Origin of the sequence: Pseudodesulfovibrio cashew (assembly GCF_009762795.1) — a bacterium.
Classification (GTDB): domain Bacteria; phylum Desulfobacterota; class Desulfovibrionia; order Desulfovibrionales; family Desulfovibrionaceae; genus Pseudodesulfovibrio; species Pseudodesulfovibrio cashew.
In genome coordinates this window covers 3,229,895-3,243,798 of record NZ_CP046400.1, presented here as the reverse complement: position 1 = coordinate 3,243,798, position 13,904 = coordinate 3,229,895, and the positions used below count along the sequence as shown (strand labels likewise).

Genomic DNA, 13,904 nt, shown 5'->3' with positions numbered 1-13,904 from the left:
TGATGGCCGAGCCGAAACAGACCGTGTTGCTGATCCTCGACGGCTGGGGCATTGCCCCGGAGGGCGAGGGGAATTGCGTGCGCAATGCAGCCACCCCGAACCTAGACCGGTTGCTCGCGGAATATCCCATGACCCAGCTGGCCTGTTCGGGCAGGTCGGTCGGGCTGCCCGACGGGTTCATGGGCAACTCCGAAGTGGGGCATATGAACATCGGCGGCGGGCGTGTCATTTATCAGGACATGACTCGCATCGACATGGCCATCGAGGACGGGACGTTCGCGAAAAATGAGGCTTTGCTTGATCTGATAGCTCGCACCAAGGCTGGTAGCGGCAGGCTGCATCTCATGGGGCTGGTCTCTGACGGCGGCGTGCACAGCCATCAAAATCATATTTATGCCGTGCTGGAAACGGTCAAAGCGCAGGGAATCGAGGAAGTCTACTTCCACATTTTTCTGGACGGCAGGGACACTCCGCCAGCCAGCGGGTATGGTTACGTAAGCCAGCTCATTAAGAAGATGGAGGAACTCGGCGTCGGAACAATCGCCACTGTCTCGGGGCGTTATTGGGCCATGGACCGCGACCAGCGCTTCGAGCGCGTGGAGGTGGCCTACAAGGCGCTGGTGGACGGAGAGGGCGTCATGATGGACGATCCGCTCTCCGGCATCCAGGCCTCTTATGATGCGGGCGAGAATGACGAATTCGTCAAGCCAGGTGTGGTTAAGGGGGTAGACGGCCGTATCGGTGACGGTGACGGCGTGTTCTTTTTCAATTTCAGGGCGGACCGGGCGCGTGAAATCAGCCGCACCCTTTTTGAAGACGATTTCGAGGAATTCGAGCGAAAGTCCAAGCCCGCATTGGCCGGCTTTGCCACCATGACCCGGTATGAGAGCTCCTTTCCCATGCCCAACGCCTTTCCGCCGGAATCCTATGACCAGACCCTGGGCGAAATCGTGTCCGGCCTTGGCATGAAACAGTTGCGCATTGCCGAGACCGAGAAGTACGCCCATGTGACCTATTTCCTTAACTGCGGGCGGGAAGAGCCCTTCGAAGGGGAAGACCGGATCATGATCCCTTCCCCGCGCGAGGTGGCCACCTATGACCAGAAGCCACAAATGAGCGCGGACGAGGTCGCGGACCGGCTCATTGCCGAAATGCCGGAATACGATTTGTGCGTCTGTAATCTCGCCAATCTCGACATGGTCGGGCACACCGGCATCATTGAGGCGGCGGAAAAGGCCTGCATCACCGTGGACGGTTGCGTGGCCCGAATCGTCGACGCCGTTCTCAAGCGGGGAGGGCGGGTGCTGCTCACAGCGGACCACGGCAACGCCGAGCAAATGATTGCCGAGGATGGAACTCCGCATACGGCGCACTCCACCAACCCGGTGCCGCTGGTCTACATCGAGGACAATTGTGGTGAGGTGACGCTGTCCGAGGGTATTCTCGGTGATATTGCTCCCACTATCCTTTCCTTGTGGGGCGTGGACCAACCTGAAGGCATGACCGGCAGGAATCTCATAACCAAAGGGTAGAAGTATGTCCGATATGAAAAAGCCGCTGACACCTGTGAAGCCCACGGGTATGGAACTCATTTTTCTCTACCCTTGTCCGCATTGCGACCGGGAGGTGCCACTCATCGCGCCGTCGCGTCCGGCTATGGCCCAGTGCGACGCCTGTCGGGAGAATTTCCCCATAGTTCCGGTGGACGACAGGACTATTCGCTACATGAAGGTCATCCTGGCTGGTGGTAAGGCCGGTATTGATCCCGATTTTTTGTAGCCTGTCGCTCTTTTCCGTGACAAGCATCTGGCAACGGCTTGCGCATCCTGCGCGGAGCCGTTGTTTTTTTTGTTTTTCTGCATGATGCATCTCTGTTTTTGAAGTGGGATAGCGTTAGAGATTTTCTAGAGTTTATTTAGAAAACGCTCAGATGGCTGAAATTTTAGAAATTATTTAGATTTTTTTTAGAGATGCAGTTTGAGAATAGATAACGGGCAGAGAGAGGTCGGAATACAAATGGTCCGGAAATTGCCTATGGGATTCAACCGGATTGATCATTAAATCTTATGGGAAAAACTGTAATGATAAGAAAAAGAAGGCCGTATTCGGCTGGTTTTGCATGGGGATTTTTCACCTTTGTGCTGTTGCAGATATGCGTTTTGCCGGCTTGGGGAGCTGAAACAAACGTTACAATTCTGTCAGAGAAAGTGGATTGGTTGACTACCATGCTGGTGGCGGTGTCTGTCATTGCCGTCGTTGCGCTAATCGTCGCCGTCCTTTTGGTCAGGACATTTTACTCAAATAAATTGAGTCTGTTGTCTGATTCACTGATTCGTTTGACACAGGAGTCGGGGAGTAAAGATCGGAACGGTGTTGAAGTTGACAAATTTGGCGGAGCCGCAAGCGGAGTGAACCAAATTGTCAGTTTCATTGCCAAGTTAGAAAAAACTATTGCGGATAACGAAAGTGTCGCTTCCGCAGCTGAGTCAAAGGCTCGGGACGCATTGAATCAAGCGGATCAGGCTAGGAAACAGGGAGAAGCCGCTCGTTGCCACGGGTTGCTTTCCGCCGCCCATACCCTGGAAGCGGCGGTGCAGGGAATCCGGGATGAGGCAAACCGATTGGGCGAGTCCACGGATCGGGCCCAGTCCGGCGCTGCGGATCAGCAGCAGTTTATCTCAGGTGCGGTCTCCGCCATGGAGCAGATGAACGCCGCTGTGAGCGAAGCCGCAATCAATGCCGAGGCTGCTGCTGAGGATGCCGGTCAGACCCGCGAGTACGCCCGCAGCGGTGCAGAGGTCGTGACCCGGACCCTGGATTCCATCAGTTCTGTATCCGGGAATTCGCAATCCCTGGCTGAACGCGTGACCGGGTTGGGAGCCCAGGCCGAAGGTGTAGGCAAAATCATGGGCGTCATCAACGACATCGCGGATCAGACCAACCTGCTGGCCCTTAACGCCGCCATCGAAGCGGCTCGAGCAGGCGAAGCCGGGCGCGGTTTTGCCGTTGTCGCGGACGAGGTGCGCAAGTTGGCAGAAAAGACCATGGACGCTACCCGGGACGTGGGAGTGGCCATCGACGGTATTCAGGAACAGGTCTCGCTGACCGTGAAGGGTGTGCAGGAGATGACCGGCCTGGCGGACGAGGCCGCGTCGCTGGCGCAGCAGTCCGGGCAGGCCCTGGACGAGATCGTGACCATAGCAGGGACCAGCGCGGACCGTATTCAGTCCATCGCCTCAGCCGCATCCCAGCAGTCCGTGGCCAGCGAGGAGGTAACCCGGACCATTAGCGAAGTACACGCAATTTCCCGCGCAACGGACGAAGGCATGCTCGAAGCCACGCAATCAGTGGCCAAACTGGCCGAGCAGGTGGAGGAGTTGGCGGTCATGACTGGCGTCTTCCGCTTGGTGGGCAACGGGACTGTGCAGAATGTCATTACAAAGATGGCATCGTCGCCGGACATCCAGTCCCAGAATCGCGAGCGACAGGAGAAGGTCATGCGGCGCGTACTCCGTGAGAACGATTTCCTGGAACTTCTCTACATCACTGATGATAAGGGTAAACAGACCGTCAGTAACATGGGGGGCAAAGTTACCGATTTCAACGAGGATTCATCGGCCGTTGGCACGAATTGGAGTGAACGGCCGTGGTTCTCCGAAGTCATGAACACCAAGACCTTCAACGTCTCGGACGTTTATGTTTCCTCCGCCTCGGGCGAGAGTTGCATCACCGTATCCGGTCCCTTTTTGGATGCCGCAGGCCAGGTGCGGGGCGTCATCGCCGCCGACGTTCGGGTCGCAGGCTGATCCTTTTGTTCTCATATAAACGTAAAAGGGAAGGCGGAATCATTCCGCCTTCCCTTTTTGTTAGCATTGGGGTGAACTGGGCTTAAATGCCGGCACCATCCACAAAGGACTGTTTCATGCTCCGGGACTGTACTATTTGGGAGCCTGCGGGCACGTCGCGGGTGATCCAGACGTTACCGCCGATGACAGCGCCCTTGCCTATGGTCACGCGGCCCAGGATGGTCGCACCCGCATAGACGATGACGTCGTCCTCCACCAGTGGATGGCGGGGCAGCCCTTTGATGAGCCGTTCGTCCTCTCCTTTAGGAAAGCTTTTGGCTCCCAAGGTTACGCCCTGGTAGACGCGGACGTTGTCGCCGATAATACAGGTCTCGCCGATGACGGTGCCGGTGCCGTGGTCCATGAAAAACGACTTGCCGATGGTCGCTCCGGGGTGGATGTCGATACCCGTATCGGAGTGCGCCATTTCGCCAATGATGCGCGGGATGATGTCCACCTTGAGTTCGTACAGCTCGTGGGCGATGCGATGGTTGGTCATGGCCCGGATGGACGGGTAGCAGAAGATGGTTTCTCCGTGAGTCTTCGCCGCGGGGTCGCCGTCGTAGGCCGCTTCCACGTCGGTGAGCAGCAGCTCACGGATGGCGGGCAGCTTGCCGATGAAGCGGCGGGCCATCTCGCGGGAACGGGTCCGACAGTCCTTGCAGCGTTCTGTGGATGTCTTGTCACAGACGAAACAGTAGCCACGGTTTATCTGGTCCGCCAGTTTGCGCTCGACGCTATCCAGGGTGGAGCCTATGTAATAGGGCATGGTGTCCGGGGTTACTTCCGAAGGCCCGAAATAGCCCGGGAAGAGCACTGTTCGCAGGGCCTCGACAATCTCTGAGAGCATCTCCACGGAGGGCATGGGCGCGTCTTCGGAGTAGCGGTGGGACGCAGGGCCGGAGTCGCCGGATTCCACCAGCAGGGCCACGACGTCGGCCAGGGAATACTCTTGTTCGGTCATGACAAATCCTTACTCGAAAAGCGGGGTGCTGAGATAGCGTTCGCCGGTGTCACAGACCACGAAGACGATCATTTTCCCCTTGTACTCGGAACGGTTGGCCAATTCCAGAGCGGCTGCGCAATTGGCTCCGGAGGAGATGCCACACAGGATGCCCTCTTGACGCAGAAGTTTCTTGGCGGTTTCCACGGCATCATCTCCCTTGATTCGGATGACTTCGTCGTAGATTTCAGTGTTCAAGGCCTTGGGTACGAAGCCCGCGCCAATACCCTGGATGGTGTGCGGGCCAGGTTTTCCGCCGGAGAGCACGGGGGAGGCATCCGGTTCCACGGCCACCACCTTGACGGCGGGGTTCTTTTTCTTGAGGACCTCGCCCACGCCGGTGATGGTGCCGCCCGTGCCAACGCCTGCGACAAAGGCGTCCACTTTGCCGTCCGTATCTTCCCATATTTCAAGGGCGGTAGTCTTGCGATGGGCTTCCGGGTTGGCCTCGTTCTCAAACTGCATGGGCATGAAAGCGTCTTCGTGTTCGGCTAGGATTTCCTCGGCCTTGGCGATGGCCCCCTTCATGCCCTGGTCCGCCGAGGTGAGCACAAGTTCTGCGCCAAGCCCTTTGAGCAGCTTACGCCGCTCTATGGACATGGACTCCGGCATGGTCAGTATGAGCCTGAGGCCCTTTGCCGCGCAGACAAAGGCCAGGCCAATGCCGGTGTTGCCGCTCGTGGGCTCCACCAGGAGTGTGTCCTGGTTGATACGACCGGCGGCCAGGGCGGTCTCAATCATGTTCTTGCCGATGCGGTCTTTGATTGAACCGCACGGGTTGTTGAATTCCAGCTTGGCCACCAAGGTGGCTTCAAGCCCTTCGGAGAGTTTGTTCAATCTGACCATGGGGGTTCGCCCCACGAGTTCCGTAATGTCGCCGGCAATGTTCATGGCTACTCCGAAAAGCTCTTGGCGCAGGCTGGCGCTTCCTTGTCCGCGGAGAAGGGCGAGAGTTTGCGCAGGTTCTCGATGATCTTGGGCAGTGCGCCCAGGACGAAATCGACCTCTTCCTCGGTGTTGAAGCGGCTGAGGCTGAAGCGGATGGAGCCGTGGGCGAAGGTGAAGGGCACCCCCATGGCGCGAAGCACATGGGAGGGCTCCAGTGAGCCCGACGTGCACGCCGAGCCGGAACTGGCACAGATACCGAGTTGGTCCATCATGAGCAGAATGGCCTCGCCCTCCACGTAACCGAAGGAGATGTTCGCGGTGTTTGGCAGCCGGTTGTCCTTGTCCCCATTGAGAATGGAGTCCGGGATGGTGGTAAGGATGCCTTTCTCCAGTTTGTCACGGAGAGTCCTGACTCGGGTATTTTCCTCCTCCATGTTCTCCTGGGCGAGCTGGCAGGCCTTGCCAAGGGCAATGATGCCCGTGGTGTTTTCAGTGCCCGCGCGACGGCTACCTTCCTGGTGTCCGCCGATGAGGAAGGGGCGGAAGGGCAGGCGCTTTCGTACGAACAGGGCTCCCACGCCCTTGGGTGCATGCAGTTTGTGCCCTGACAGGGAGAGCATGTCGATGGGCATAGCCTCGAGGTCGATGGGGACCTTTCCCACGGCCTGAACCGCGTCGGTGTGGAAGATCACGCCTTTATCCTTGGCGATTTTCGCCATCTCCTCAATGGGGTGGATATTGCCTGTCTCGTTGTTGGCCCACATGATGGAAACGATGGCTGTGTCGGGGGTAACCGCGGCTTTGTATTCATCCATGTCCAGTCGACCGTGTTCATCGGTGCCAAGATAGGTGACGGTGTATCCCTCTTTTTTCTCGAGGTATTTGCACAGGCTGAGCACGGCGGGGTGTTCCACACGGGTGGTTACGATGCGTCGTTTTTCCGGCTGCGCCTTGAGAGCCGAACGGATTGCCGTGTTGTCGGACTCCGAGCCGCAGGAGGTAAAGATGATCTCTGCCGGATCGCAGTTGAGCAGTGTGGCCACCCGCTCACGAGCCTCTTTGAGTTTCTGCCCCACCTGTCCGCCGAAGCGGTGCATGGATGAGGGGTTTCCGTAGAGTTCCGTGAAATACGGCTGCATCTCCTCGAAGACCGCCGGGTCCACCTGGGTGGTGGCGTTGTTGTCCATATAGATCGTGTTCATGCTACGCCTCCCGGACCTTGATTTGGGGGTCGACCTTTTCCCTGAGCTTGTTTTCGACCACGTTGGTCAGGGTCAGCTTGCTGGACGGGCAGTTGGTGCACATGCCCATAAGCTTGACAGTGACGAGCTTGCGATCAATGTCCACCAGCATGACGTCTCCGCCGTCGGCCTGGAGCATGGGGCGGACCTCCTCGTTGATAACCGAACCGATGAGGTGCATGCGTTCGATGTTGGTCATGCCCTTGGCCGGGTAGTCCGGGGTTTCGCCGGGCGTTTCGCAGACGCCTTCGCCCCGGGCTTCGGCCAGGAGCCGCTCCAGGTCGTCGATGCATTTGCCGCATCCGCCGCCGGCCTTGGTGAAGTTGGTGATGTCTTCGACGGTCTTGAGGTCGTTTTCCTTGATGGCACGCAGGATTTCTTCGTCATAAACCCCGAAGCACTCGCAGATCAGTTCGCCTTCGTGTTCGTGCTCTGCACGGGGCGGAGCCTCTCCACGCATGTTCTTGATGGCCTGCTCAAGGGCTTCCTGGCCCATGACAGAGCAGTGCATCTTCTCGCGCGGCAATCCGCCAAGATAGTCGGCAATGTCCTTGTTGGTGATTTGTTCGGCTTCTTCAACGGTCTTTCCCACCAGCAACTCGGTAAGAGCGGAGCTGGAAGCGATGGCGCTGGCGCAGCCGAAAGTCTGGAACTTGGCGTCGGTGATGACGTTGTCCTTTACCTTGATGTACAGGGTCAGCGCGTCACCGCAAGCCAAGGAACCTACTTCGCCAACACCGTCGGCGTCTTCGATTTGTCCAACGTTGCGGGGGTTCAGAAAATGATCTTTGACTTTATCAGTGTATTCCCACATAGGCTCTCCTGAAATATGTTTTCCGTCAATTCGGTAGGTTGTCGTACAAATACTTCGTACTCTGTCTTTCTATCACGAATAGATAAGTATGCATACCAGCCGTGTAAAGGCGGAAAGGGTATATTTCATACCGTTGAAGTCTGATTTCGGGGCGCGAAGTCGGAGAGGGTCTGGACTATAAAGCCATTATCCCTGGAATAACGGATACTTTTTCATAGACATCCATTACAGCCTTACTGGAGCACATGTGGGATTCCAAGGTTGCACTGATGTACTTTCCACTTTTGGAAGGGCGGGTGGTGACCTCTTCACCTGGGAAGAGGGCCAAGAGGGCTTCGAGGCTTTCGTTGGGCACGATGAATTTGAAGACGTAGGGGCAGGGCCACTGGTGGTGTCCGTCCAGCGCCTGCTTGAACCGGGCGTTTTTGTGAGGCATGGTTGCTCCTTTTCGGGGTGGGGTCTAGCTGCGCATTTTCGATTTGTCAAATTTGCTGCAGTCGGGCTTTTCGTTTTTTTATGAAATAGTAGAAGATTATAAATTATCTTTAACGATATTTTTGCTATGACTTTTAGAAATCATGTAAAAAAGCAATAGTCATGAAAACCGATATGTCCATACACAATGAATCAATCGACATACTTGTCGTCGATGACGAACGCATCAACCTCAAGTTGATTGAGGGTATTCTTCGCGAACGGGAACTCAACCTCGTCTTGGCCGATTCGGGTAAAGCCGCATTGCGGGAGGTCGAGAATCATGACTTCGCCGTTGCGTTGCTCGATGTCATGATGCCCGGCATGGACGGATTCGAGTTGGCGGAACGGCTTCGTTCCATGGAGCAGACGAAGCGGCTGCCTATAATTTTCATTACCGCCATCAGCAAGGAACAACGGCATGTCTTCCGCGGGTATGGTCTTGGCGCGGTCGATTATCTCTTCAAGCCGGTTGAGCCGGAGGTCCTGAGAAGCAAGATCGGGACTTTTTCGGAATTGCACCGCAAAAGGCGGGGGCTGGAGGAAACAACCCGGCGGTTGGAGCACACCATCGAAGAATTGGAAGCCTCTCGCGCTGCACTCCAGCAGTCGGAGCAGCGATATAGAATGGTGGCGGATTACAACTACGACTGGGAAAGCTGGATCGACCCGGATGGGGTGCCCATATACGTGTCCCCGTCATGTGAACGGATCAGCGGATACCCTCCGGAAAGGTTCTTGAACGAACCGGCCCTGTTCGAGCGTATCATCCATCATGATGACCTGCTTGCCTGGAACAATTACATGCAGGACAGCACATCCGGAGACGAGGAGGGCTTGGAGTTTCGGATCAACCATAGGAGCGCCAAAGTCCGTTGGGTTTCGATGGTAAAGCATCTCATAGAAGAGGATGGAAGACCGCTCGGGTTGCGAACCAGTATTCGGGACGTGACCAGCAGCAAGCGGATGGAAGCCCAGTTGCGGCACAGTTCCCTCCATGACCCCCTGACCGGTCTCCCCAACAGGGCTTTGTTCCTGGATCGTATGGATCGGGCCTTGGAACGGGCGGTGGGCAAGGGGCACGTCTTTGGCGTGCTGTATATCAACTTGGACAGGTTCCAGGCCATCAACGACCATTATGGGCACATCGTGGGAGACAAGGTGCTGGTCAATGTGGGCGTTCGTCTCAAGCAGCAATTAGGGCTCGCTGATACAGTGGCCCGGTTCGGTGGGGACGAGTTCGTCATCCTGTTCGAGGATTTCGAACGGAAGGAGGACGTGCGCAGCCTGGTACAGCGTATTCGCCGGTCTTTCAACACGCCAATCGGAATTGACGGAATGGAGTTTCCTGTTGCGGCCAGTTTCGGACTGGATACGTCCCGAAACGGGAATGCCGATCGGGAGCAACTGTTGCGCAACGCCCAGTTGGCCATGTTCAAGGCCAAAGGGGGAGGCAAGAATCGCTGCCTCGAGTACAATCCCAAGATGCGGGTTGGCCTGGTCAACGTGGTCGCCGTGGAGGCGGATCTGAAGCGGGCTTTGGATAACGGTGAATTCGAGGCCTTTTTCCAGCCAATCGTCAATCTTTCGGACGGAAGGCTTTATGGATTCGAGGTGTTGGCGCGTTGGAACCATCCAGAGCGCGGCCTAGTCTCTCCGGGTGAATTTATACCCGTCGCCGAGGAAACAGGGCTTATTGTGCCGCTTGGCGCGAGAATTTTGGAGGACGCCTGCGAAACGCTCAACCTGTGGCGGGAGGAACATCCCAGTGTGGATGAGCTGAATATCGCCGTAAACATTTCTGCCAAGCAGTTTGCCGAGGCCTCCCTGGTGCACGATGTGGAGACTATCCTGAGTCGGACCGGCCTGCCTCCCGGCATGCTTAAGTTGGAGATTACGGAAACGGTCGTTATGGGAGACGCAGTGGAGTCGACTAATAGGCTTAATAGCCTGAAGTCATTGGGTATAAAGCTGGCAATTGACGATTTCGGCACCGGATACTCATCCATGAGTTACCTGCAGAAGTTCCCTCTGGACCAGCTCAAGGTGGACCTGAGTTTTGTTCGGCGCATGGAAGAATCTCCCGAGAACATCGAAATTGTGCGCGCCATCATCAACATGGCTCATAGCCTGCGCCTGCGCGTGGTGGCCGAAGGGATTGAGACCGAGCGGCAACGGGACCTGCTTTATTCCTTGCAATGCGATTACGGTCAGGGCTATCTCTACTCCAAGCCGCTTCCCAAGGCGGAGGCAGTGGAGTTGTTGACTATCTTGGACTAATCACTCAAGCCCTGAAACGGAGAATTCCCCAACATGAACTTGAGCGCACCGCAAGTGATCACCTGGGTCGTTGGCGTCATCATCGGCCTTCTCGGCATCCTCATTCAGATGGATGTCATGTCCGTCCCTGCATTGGAAAATTTGGTCCGTCCCTTCTGGTTGGTTTCGACCGGTTTTGTGATCTTGGCCGTATCCAATGTTTTCAGAGGGTTATAGAGCCAGATGAATTTATTCAGACTCAACATTTGGCGTAAGTGTATTTTGGCCGGATTCGTACTCGCAGTCGTCGCTATGTTTTCCATTGACTGGGGATACCATTTCAACGTGGGGCATGTGGTTCGGCTTGCGGTCGGAGCTGTCGCTTTCTGGTTGGTTGTAGACCGGTTCTAGCCCATAGCGGTCATGCAATGGCTGCAGGTGATCAAGGCTCGGTCGGGAAGAGGGTGGTTATGCTCTGCTCCACTTCGTGTAGCCACGCTTCGCGTTCTTCCTGCGTGCTGGTAACGATGACCCGAAACACTTTGCGTGTGGTTTCCTTCACTCCGCAAAGATCAAAGACGCAATCCCGCCATATCCGTTCCAGCGGATCGCCGAAAACCCGATTCTCGCGTTCTTCATACGTATTGGACGTATTGAAGACCATGGCTTTTTTCGCCTTAAGCAGCCCCACCGGCACGCCTTCCCCATCATCGCCTTCAACAAATTCATAGGCGAGACCTGGACGCATTACCCGATCCACCCAGCCCGTTAGCAGGGCGGGAGGCATGCCCCACCAGTTGGGGTGAACCACGATGATGCCATCGGCCTCCGCAGCCTCGCTGCAATGGCGGGCGATCTCCTCAGGTAGCGTCACGTCACGCTGAATTTCCTCACCCGGCAGTGCTGGCTCGAATTTTTCCTTGTACAGATCGTGGAAAATGACAGTATGGCCATTGGCTGACAGGGTTTTGTGCGCTCTATCCGCGATGGCATGGTTGAAGCTGGTTTCGTTTGGGTGGGCCAGGATGATGAGGATAGTCATTGTCTCTCCAGGTGCAGGGTGTGGATGAGGGCTTATTAGTTGGCTAGTGGATATCGAAATTTTGAAATTTGTGCTTGACGTTCTGATGTGTTCTGCATAATCAAGAAGCAACATAACGAAAAGGTTTATCTGAATTATGCGTACTTTCGACATTAATCCCACTCTTTCCGGCGTTCTCCTAGAGAACGGCGTATCCGTAGTAGTAGAGGTAGTAGTAGGTGATGTCGACAAGGACGCACCCTAGTGGGATTGTAGAGTATTTACAAGACTTAATAACCCCCGCCGGTGCAACCGGCGGGGGTTTTTTCATTCCCGGCGGCGAGGCGGGACGCAGGAGGCTTCACATGAAATTCAGCGGTGCGGAAATCATTGTCAAATTATTGGAGAGACAGGGGATTACGACTATCGCCGGTATCCCCGGCGGCGCGAACCTGCCCATGTACGACGCGCTCGGCCAGAGTGAAAAGATCAAGCACATTTTGACCCGGCATGAGCAGGGTGCCGGATTTATCGCCCAGGGCATGGCCCGGGTCAGCGGCCAGCCCGCCGTGTTCTTCGCTACTTCCGGACCAGGTGCGACCAATACCCTGACCGCCATCGCCGACGCCAAGCTCGACTCCATCCCTGTTATCTGCATCACCGGCCAGGTTCCGCTCTCCATGATCGGCACGGACGCCTTCCAGGAGGTCGATACATACGGCCTGAGCGTGCCCATCACCAAGCACAACTATCTTGTCCGTTCCGTGGAGGAACTGCTGCACGTCATCCCCAACGCCTTTCGTCTCGCTGCCTCCGGGCGTCCCGGCCCTGTGGTTATTGACGTGCCCAAGGACGTCCAGACCGCCATTCTGGAGTTCGATGAATGGCCAGCGCCGGGCCGTCGTGATCCCGGCCCGGAGCTTATCCCGGCAGAAGTGGAGCGCGCCGCCGCCATGATCAACGCGGCGGAGAAGCCTCTCCTGTACTTGGGCGGCGGTGTCATTCAATCCGGCACCTCCGGCGATGTTCTGGCTCTTGCGGAAAAGGGGAATATCCCCACGGTTCTGACTCTCATGGGCCTGGGCATCCTGCCTCACGATCACCCACTCAACCTCGGAATGCTCGGTATGCACGGCGCCCGCTATACCAACATGGCCATGGAGGAATGCGACCTGCTCATCGCTGCCGGTGTCCGTTTCGACGACAGAGCCACCGGTAAGGTCGCGGAGTTTTGTCCCAACGCCAAGATCGTGCATATCGACATTGACCCGAGCGAACTGGACAAGATCAAGACCGCCACGGCCTCGGTTACCGGCGACATTGCGGATATCCTGAATATGTTGCTCCCGTTGGTTGACCGGCAGGCCAGGGCCGACTGGATGGAGCGAGTCGCTTCGTTGAAGGCAGCGTGTCCCATGATCGTGCCCGATGCCGATAATCCTGCGTCTCCCTATGGCGTGATCCTTCGGGCCGCTGAATTGGCGGGCAATGACGCCATCGTGGCCACTGATGTGGGACAGCACCAGATGCGCACCGCCCAGGTTTATCCTTTTGAGCAGCCCCGCCAGTGGCTCACTTCCGGCGGACTCGGCACCATGGGCTTTGGTATGCCCGCGGCCATAGGCGCTGCCTTGGCCGCACCGGATAAGACCGTACTCTGTTTCACCGGCGACGGTTCGATAATGATGAACATTCAGGATCTGGCCACGGCTATGGAAAACAACGTCAATATCAAGATCATCCTGACCAACAACAACGCGCTGGGGCTGGTCCGCCAGCAGCAGGATCTGTTCTACGGCAAGCGCTATTATGCTTCCGACTATGCGCGCAGGGTGGATTTCGTAAAGATTGCCGAGGGATTCGGTATCGCTACCTATGATTTCGAGCAGTGCGAAGATCCGGCTGCCCTGTTGGCGGAAGCCATGGCTACGCCTGGGCCTGCCTTCATCCATGTGCCGATCAGTCCCGATGAACCCGTGTATCCAATGGTTCCTCCCGGAGCCGCCAATTGTGAAATGATCGGAGGTGAAGCCAATGTGTAAGCAGACCGTTCTCGAACTCAGGGTGAATAATCATCCGGGCGTCATGTCCCATATCTGCGGCCTGTTCGCGCGCCGCGCCTACAATGTGGAAGGCATCGCCTGCATGCCGGTCAACGGGGGCACGACAAGCAAGATCTGGCTCCTTGTAAACAAGGAATCCAATCTGGACCAAATGGTCAAGCAGGTAGACAAACTGGAGGACGTGCTGGAAGTCGAGCGCCATGACAACGGGCACGAGGTCTTTTCGAAAATGACGGAATTCGTCCAATAGGCGTTTTTCGTCAATCCTCTCCTCTCAGTTGGGGCCGGGCATGTGC

At 56.5% G+C, this 13,904-nt stretch carries 13 protein-coding genes; 7 read left to right on the top strand and 6 right to left on the bottom strand.

The features are described 5' to 3' along the window. Positions 1-2: 2 nt before the first annotated feature. The 3 genes from gpmI (at position 3) to GM415_RS14820 (ending at position 3,806) form a co-directional block, all read left to right on the top strand. Positions 3-1,532 carry a 2,3-bisphosphoglycerate-independent phosphoglycerate mutase gene (gene gpmI / locus GM415_RS14830; protein WP_158949532.1) on the top strand — a complete coding sequence of 510 codons (1,530 nt, stop codon included), beginning with the start codon at positions 3-5 and terminating at the stop codon, positions 1,530-1,532. Between the two features lie 4 nt (positions 1,533-1,536). Continuing rightward, positions 1,537-1,779: a hypothetical protein gene (locus tag GM415_RS14825; RefSeq protein WP_158949530.1), complete on the top strand. Its 243-nt coding sequence runs from the start codon at positions 1,537-1,539 to the stop codon at positions 1,777-1,779. Positions 1,780-2,504: 725 nt separating this feature from the next. Next, on the top strand, positions 2,505-3,806 hold the full coding sequence (locus GM415_RS14820; protein WP_242012264.1) for a methyl-accepting chemotaxis protein: 1,302 nt from the start codon (positions 2,505-2,507) through the stop codon (positions 3,804-3,806). Between the two features lie 82 nt (positions 3,807-3,888). Here GM415_RS14820 and epsC read toward each other — a convergent pair whose 3' ends face one another. The 5 genes from epsC to GM415_RS14795 all read right to left on the bottom strand — a co-directional run bounded on the left by epsC (position 3,889) and on the right by GM415_RS14795 (position 8,227). Next, positions 3,889-4,809 (bottom strand): serine O-acetyltransferase EpsC, encoded by a 921-nt coding sequence (gene epsC / locus GM415_RS14815; protein WP_158949528.1) that lies wholly within the window; start codon positions 4,807-4,809, stop codon positions 3,889-3,891. 9 nt (positions 4,810-4,818) lie between these two features. Continuing rightward, entirely contained in the window at positions 4,819-5,739 is a 921-nt protein-coding gene (gene cysK / locus GM415_RS14810; RefSeq protein WP_158949526.1) for a cysteine synthase A, read from the bottom strand. A 2-nt stretch (positions 5,740-5,741) separates the two neighbouring features. After that, the gene (gene nifS, locus GM415_RS14805; RefSeq protein ID WP_158949524.1) at positions 5,742-6,938 is read right to left on the bottom strand and encodes a cysteine desulfurase NifS; all 1,197 of its coding nucleotides are present in this window, start codon (positions 6,936-6,938) and stop codon (positions 5,742-5,744) included. 1 nt (position 6,939) lies between these two features. Continuing rightward, positions 6,940-7,791: a Fe-S cluster assembly protein NifU gene (nifU, locus tag GM415_RS14800; protein ID WP_158949522.1), complete on the bottom strand. Its 852-nt coding sequence runs from the start codon at positions 7,789-7,791 to the stop codon at positions 6,940-6,942. Positions 7,792-7,966: 175 nt separating this feature from the next. After that, complete coding sequence (locus GM415_RS14795) at positions 7,967-8,227, bottom strand: DUF493 family protein (protein ID WP_158949520.1); 261 nt, start codon at positions 8,225-8,227, stop codon at positions 7,967-7,969. Between the two features lie 173 nt (positions 8,228-8,400). Here GM415_RS14795 and GM415_RS14790 point away from each other — a divergent pair, with 173 nt between their 5' ends. Then, entirely contained in the window at positions 8,401-10,545 is a 2,145-nt protein-coding gene (locus GM415_RS14790; RefSeq protein ID WP_158949518.1) for an EAL domain-containing response regulator, read from the top strand. 33 nt (positions 10,546-10,578) lie between these two features. After that, positions 10,579-10,761 (top strand): hypothetical protein, encoded by a 183-nt coding sequence (locus tag GM415_RS14785; RefSeq protein WP_158949516.1) that lies wholly within the window; start codon positions 10,579-10,581, stop codon positions 10,759-10,761. Between the two features lie 205 nt (positions 10,762-10,966). On the opposite strand, the gene GM415_RS14780 is transcribed toward GM415_RS14785, so the two are convergent. Then, positions 10,967-11,566, bottom strand: coding sequence for an NAD(P)H-dependent oxidoreductase (locus GM415_RS14780; protein WP_158949514.1), 600 nt, complete (start codon positions 11,564-11,566; stop codon positions 10,967-10,969). 344 nt (positions 11,567-11,910) lie between these two features. Between GM415_RS14780 and ilvB the strand changes: the two genes are divergently transcribed. Together ilvB and ilvN are read left to right on the top strand one after the other, a co-directional pair. Continuing rightward, on the top strand, positions 11,911-13,587 hold the full coding sequence (ilvB, locus tag GM415_RS14775) for an acetolactate synthase large subunit (protein ID WP_158949512.1): 1,677 nt from the start codon (positions 11,911-11,913) through the stop codon (positions 13,585-13,587). Next, positions 13,580-13,858 (top strand): acetolactate synthase small subunit, encoded by a 279-nt coding sequence (gene ilvN / locus GM415_RS14770; protein ID WP_158949510.1) that lies wholly within the window; start codon positions 13,580-13,582, stop codon positions 13,856-13,858. Before ilvB ends, ilvN begins: the two co-directional genes overlap by 8 nt. Positions 13,859-13,904: the final 46 nt, after the last annotated feature.

Excerpts from the sequence above, each read along its gene's own strand:
- gpmI (WP_158949532.1), top strand. The coding sequence starts at position 3 with ATGGCCGAGCCGAAACAGACCGTGTTGCTGATCCTCGACGGCTGGGGC.
- GM415_RS14825 (WP_158949530.1), top strand. The coding sequence starts at position 1,537 with ATGTCCGATATGAAAAAGCCGCTGACACCTGTGAAGCCCACGGGTATG.
- epsC (WP_158949528.1), bottom strand. The coding sequence starts at position 4,809 with ATGACCGAACAAGAGTATTCCCTGGCCGACGTCGTGGCCCTGCTGGTG.
- cysK (WP_158949526.1), bottom strand. The coding sequence starts at position 5,739 with ATGAACATTGCCGGCGACATTACGGAACTCGTGGGGCGAACCCCCATG.
- nifS (WP_158949524.1), bottom strand. The coding sequence starts at position 6,938 with ATGAACACGATCTATATGGACAACAACGCCACCACCCAGGTGGACCCG.
- nifU (WP_158949522.1), bottom strand. The coding sequence starts at position 7,791 with ATGTGGGAATACACTGATAAAGTCAAAGATCATTTTCTGAACCCCCGC.
- GM415_RS14795 (WP_158949520.1), bottom strand. The coding sequence starts at position 8,227 with ATGCCTCACAAAAACGCCCGGTTCAAGCAGGCGCTGGACGGACACCAC.
- GM415_RS14790 (WP_158949518.1), top strand. The coding sequence starts at position 8,401 with ATGTCCATACACAATGAATCAATCGACATACTTGTCGTCGATGACGAA.
- GM415_RS14785 (WP_158949516.1), top strand. The coding sequence starts at position 10,579 with ATGAACTTGAGCGCACCGCAAGTGATCACCTGGGTCGTTGGCGTCATC.
- GM415_RS14780 (WP_158949514.1), bottom strand. The coding sequence starts at position 11,566 with ATGACTATCCTCATCATCCTGGCCCACCCAAACGAAACCAGCTTCAAC.
- ilvB (WP_158949512.1), top strand. The coding sequence starts at position 11,911 with ATGAAATTCAGCGGTGCGGAAATCATTGTCAAATTATTGGAGAGACAG.
- ilvN (WP_158949510.1), top strand. The coding sequence starts at position 13,580 with ATGTGTAAGCAGACCGTTCTCGAACTCAGGGTGAATAATCATCCGGGC.